Source organism: Roseiarcus sp., assembly GCF_052145395.1.
In the GTDB taxonomy this organism is placed as follows: Bacteria; Pseudomonadota; Alphaproteobacteria; order Rhizobiales; family Beijerinckiaceae; genus Roseiarcus.
In genome coordinates this window covers 1-4,405 of sequence record NZ_JBKQOT010000581.1, presented here as the reverse complement: position 1 = coordinate 4,405, position 4,405 = coordinate 1, and the positions used below count along the sequence as shown (strand labels likewise).

Below are 4,405 nucleotides of genomic sequence, written 5' to 3'. Positions count from 1 at the left end.
CCGGGCCATAAATTCCGCGTCAAGGACGATGCCGGAGGTATTGTAATCCTCACAGGCGTCGATACCGTGCGTCGCCACACGGGGAACGAGGACTAACCCAACGTCGCGGATTCGCATGTGGACAAGCTGATATTGCGGCTTTTCAAGGGACCTAAGTATTTGATTTGACTGACGCCAATGTCGGAAACATCGTCGAAAATGCCTGTAGTGAAGACCAAGTCACGGTGACAGATTCACAGGATCGGCGACTCGTGACAAAATCCTTGTCACCATGTTTCTGCGGAAGACCGAACGGCGGAAGGACGGGAAGACGCATCTCTACAGGAGCGTCGTCGAGAACAAGCGCCTCGCCAGCGGACGGGTGATCCAGCGCCACGTGCTTTACCTCGGCGAGATCAACTCCTCCCAGGCCGAAGCCTGGCGAAAGGCCATCGAAGTGTTCGATGAGGACGCCGGGCGGGCGCGCGCGCTCGCCCTGTTTCCTGAGGATCGCTGCGAGGCCGCCGAGGGCGACAGCGTGATCCGCCTGCGGCTTTCCGAGATGCGGCTGCGCCGGCCACGCCAGTGGGGCGCCTGCTGACTCGCCGGCCTGCTGTGGCCCGAGTTGCAACTCGATCGCTTCTGGAGTGAGCGACTTCCGCCAAGCCGCAAGGGCGCGCGCTGGGACGACGTGTTGCAGGTGTTGGTGACTTACCGGCTGATCGCGCCGGGCAGCGAATGGCGCCTGCATCGCCAATGGTTCCGCGACAGCGCCATGGCCGATCTCCTCGGCGCCGACTTCGGCCTGGCCGAGGCGCACAAGCACTACGCCTGCCACGACCGCCTCATCGCCCACAAACAGGCGCTGTTCTCCCATCTGACGCAGCGCTGGCGCGATCTGTTCAACGCCTCCTTCGACGTGCTGCTCTACGATCTGACCAGCACCTATTTCGAGGTCAACGCCTCCGACCTGCCCGAGGGCTCCAAACGCCGCCACGGCTACAGCCGCGACAAACGGTCCGATTGCCCGCAAGTCGTCATCGCCCTCGTCGTCACCCCCGAGGGTCTGCCGATCGCCTACGAGGTCCTGCCTGGCAACACGGCCGACAGCACCACGCTGCGGTCTTTCCTCGACAAGATCGAGAGCCAATACGGCAAGGCGCGGCGCGTGTGGGTGATGGACCGCGGCGTGCCGACCGAGGATGTTCTGGCTCAGATGCGCGCCTCCGACCCGCCCGTGCAATATCTGGTGGGAAGGCCCAAGGGACGGCTCACGCGCCTGGAAAAGCATCTTCTCGACAAGCCCTGGCACAAGGCGCGCGAGGGCGTCGAGGTCAAGCTTCTGGCGCAAGACGACGAACGCTACGTCTACGCCCAAAGCGACGACCGCGTCGCCAAGGAGCGCGCGATGCGGCGCCGCCAGCTCAAATGGCTGTGGGCGCGGCTGAACAAGCTCGCCGCCATCGACGTCTCGCGCCAGGAGCGGCTGATGAAGCTCGGCGCCGCGCGCTCAAAAGCGCCCTCCGCCTGGCGTCTCGTCAACGTCGCGCTCGACGAAATAACCGGCGTGCTGAGCTTCTCGCTCAACCGCGACAAACTGCGCGCCGCCCCCCGCCGCGAAGGCCGCTATCTGTCGCGCACCAACCTGACCGAGAGCGACCCGGCGCTCATCTGGCAATACTACATCCAGCTCGTTCCTGTAGAGGAGGGGTTCAAGACCCTCGAAGGCGACCTCGCGATCCGGCCGATCTTTCATCGCGACGAGCGGCGCATCGAAGGCCACATCTTCGTCGCCTTCCTCGCCTACTGCCTGCAGATCACCCTGACCCGCCGTCTGCACGGCCTCTCAGCCCGAAGCGCGCTGGCGAAGTTCGCCGCCATGCGGATGATCGACGTCCACCTGCCCCCGACCGACGGGCGCGAGAGCATCCTCACCCGCACCACCGAACCCGAGCCCGACCTGCGCCTCTTGATCGATCGCATGAACCTCGGCCTGCCGCCGCAGCCGGCCCCCAAAATCGCTGCCGCCGCGCTGCCGCCAACAAACGCCCCGTAGTGAAGACCTTTCAGGCCAAGGCCTTGATTCCTTTGAGGCGCAACACGCGATTCTGGCCCAATCCGCGAAGTCGGCTAGAACGCGGTCCGCTGGCGCATCGCCGCAGCGATCGTGCCGTCGTCGAGATAGTCGAGCTCGCCGCCGACCGGCACGCCGTGGGCGAGGCGCGTCACCTTGAGCGGATATTCCGTAAGGCAATCCGTGACGTAGTGCGCCGTCGTCTGGCCGTCGACGGTCGCGTTGACGGCCAAAATGACTTCGCTCACCCCACCCGCGGCGACGCGCGCGACGAGCAGCGCGATGGCGAGGTCCGACGGTCCCACGCCGTCAAGCGGCGAAAGGACGCCGCCGAGGACATGGTACCGCGCGCGGATCGCCCCCGCCCGCTCGAGCGCCCAGAGATCGCCGACCGATTCGACGACCACGATGGTCGAAGGATCGCGCCCCGGGTCGGCGCAAATCGAGCAGGGATCGCGCGTATCGATGTTGCCGCAGACCGAGCACGTCACGATTTTTTCTTCGGCGACGCGCATGGCCTCGGCAAGCGGCATGAGCAGCGTCTCGCGCTTGCGGATGAGATGCAGCGCCGCACGGCGGGCCGAGCGAGGCCCCAAGCCCGGCAGGCGGGCGAGGAGTTGGATCAGCCGCTCGATTTCGGGACCCGCGACGGTCGAAGGCATCGCGGGCTAGAAGGGGAGCTTCATGCCGGGCGGCAGGGGCAGGCCCGCGGTCAACGCCTGCATCTTCTCGGCGGCGGCGCGCTCGGCCTTGGCCTTAGCGTCGGCGAAGGCCGCAATGATCAGGTCCTCGACCATTTCCTTGTCCGACGGCGTGAGCAGCGACGGATCGATGCTGATCCCCTTGAGATCGCCCTTGGCCGTCATCGTGACGTTGACCATGCCGCCGCCAGAGGCGCCCTGCACCTCGACGCGGCCGAGCTCGTCCTGCGCCTCCTGGAGCTTGGCCTGCATGGCCTGCGCCTTCTTCATCATTCCCATGATATCCATGCCGGCCTCTCCTCGTTCTATGATTCGTCATCGATGACAGGTTCGGAGTCGGCGTAGCCGACATCGTCGTCGGACTGGGGCGCAGCCGCGGGCGCCAGAACCTCTGGCGCGCGAACCTCCACGATGCGCGCGCCCTTGAACCGCTCCAGCACCTTGCGCACCAGCGGATGCGCCGCCGCGCCGTTCGTGCGTTCGGCCTCGCGCTTCGCCGCCGCTTCGCGGAAGGTCGGGGCGGTCGCTCCCTGAACCAGGGCCACCATCCATCGGTCGCCCGTCCAGTCCTGGAGACGCCTGGCGAGCGTCTGCGTGAGCGTTTGCGAGGCGCTCTCGGTAAGCGACATGCTGATGTGCCCCGGCTCGAACCGGTCGAGCCGGACATCCTGCTCGAGCGCCTGCACCAGCTGGATGTCCCGCCTGGCGCGGGCGAGCGCCACGACGTCCTCGAAACGGGCGAGCTTTGGGGTCGACACAGGCGCGCTCGAAGGAGCAACGACGGGCTGCACGGGGGCGCGCTCCGGAGCCGTCGAGCTGGCGGCGAGGCTCGCGCGTGGGCCGATCGGAGGAAGCGTCGGGGCGTGGCGAGGGGCGCCTTCCGTGACTTCGGCGAGCTTGCGCAACGCATCCTCGGGCGTCGGCAGGTCGGTCGCGTAGGCGAGCCGGATCAGCGCCATCTCCGCGGAGGCGAGCGGGCGCGGCGAGTCCTTCACGTCCTCCGCGCCCTTGAGCAAAATCTGCCAGGCCCGCGTGAGGGCGCCCATCGTCAGTTTTTCGGCGAATTCCCGGCCCCGTTCGCGCTCGTCTTCGCCGATCGTCGCGTCGTCGGGCGCGTTCGGCGCGATCTTGACCCGCGTGACGTAATGGCAGAACTCGGCGACCTCGATCAGAATGTCCGCCGGGTCGCCGCCGGACCGGTAGAGCGCGCGCACGAGGTCGAGCGCCTCGGCGATAGCGCCCTTCATCGTCCGCTCGAACAGGTCGACGATCTCGCCCTTGTCGGACAGGCCCAGCATGTCGCGGACGGCAGCCGCGGTCACGCCTTGGGGGCCCCCGTAGGCGATGCCCTGGTCGAGCAGCGACAGCGCGTCGCGCACCGAGCCTTCGGCGACCCGCGCGATGAGCGAGAGCGCGTTCGGCTCGACCTCGACGCCCTCGGCCGCTGAGATTTTCGCGAGGTGCCGGACCATCAGGCCGGATTCGATCCGCTTGAGGTCGAAGCGGATGCAACGCGACCGCACGGTGATCGGCACCTTCTCGATCTCGGTGGTTGCGAACAGGAACTTGACGTGCTCCGGCGGCTCCTCGAGCGTCTTGAGGAGGCCGTTGAAGGCCTGTTTCGACAGCATGTGCACTTCGTCGATGATGT

Annotated in this window: 3 protein-coding genes and 1 pseudogene; 1 reads left to right on the top strand and 3 read right to left on the bottom strand. The window is 66.8% G+C overall.

Annotation, left to right across the window (positions count from 1 at the left end; all coding sequences use genetic code 11):
* Nucleotides 1-271: 271 nt before the first annotated feature.
* Nucleotides 272-2,035 (top strand): annotated as a pseudogene (locus ACLP25_RS20015) (IS1634 family transposase).
* 74 nt (nt 2,036-2,109) lie between these two features.
* Here the strand turns inward: ACLP25_RS20015 and recR are convergent.
* The 3 genes from recR to ACLP25_RS20000 form a co-directional block, all read right to left on the bottom strand.
* The gene (gene recR, locus ACLP25_RS20010) at nt 2,110-2,715 is read right to left on the bottom strand and encodes a recombination mediator RecR (RefSeq protein WP_442470912.1); all 606 of its coding nucleotides are present in this window, start codon (nt 2,713-2,715) and stop codon (nt 2,110-2,112) included.
* Nucleotides 2,716-2,721: 6 nt separating this feature from the next.
* On the bottom strand, nt 2,722-3,042 hold the full coding sequence (locus tag ACLP25_RS20005) for a YbaB/EbfC family nucleoid-associated protein (protein WP_442470911.1): 321 nt from the start codon (nt 3,040-3,042) through the stop codon (nt 2,722-2,724).
* Between the two features lie 17 nt (nt 3,043-3,059).
* Nucleotides 3,060-4,405, bottom strand: a 1,346-nt coding sequence (locus ACLP25_RS20000) for a DNA polymerase III subunit gamma/tau (RefSeq protein ID WP_442470910.1), incomplete at its 5' end; no start/stop codon positions are given.

Bases quoted from the DNA above. Each gene is read 5' to 3' on its own strand.
- ACLP25_RS20005 (WP_442470911.1), bottom strand. From the start codon at position 3,042: ATGGATATCATGGGAATGATGAAGAAGGCGCAGGCCATGCAGGCCAAG.
- recR (WP_442470912.1), bottom strand. From the start codon at position 2,715: ATGCCTTCGACCGTCGCGGGTCCCGAAATCGAGCGGCTGATCCAACTC.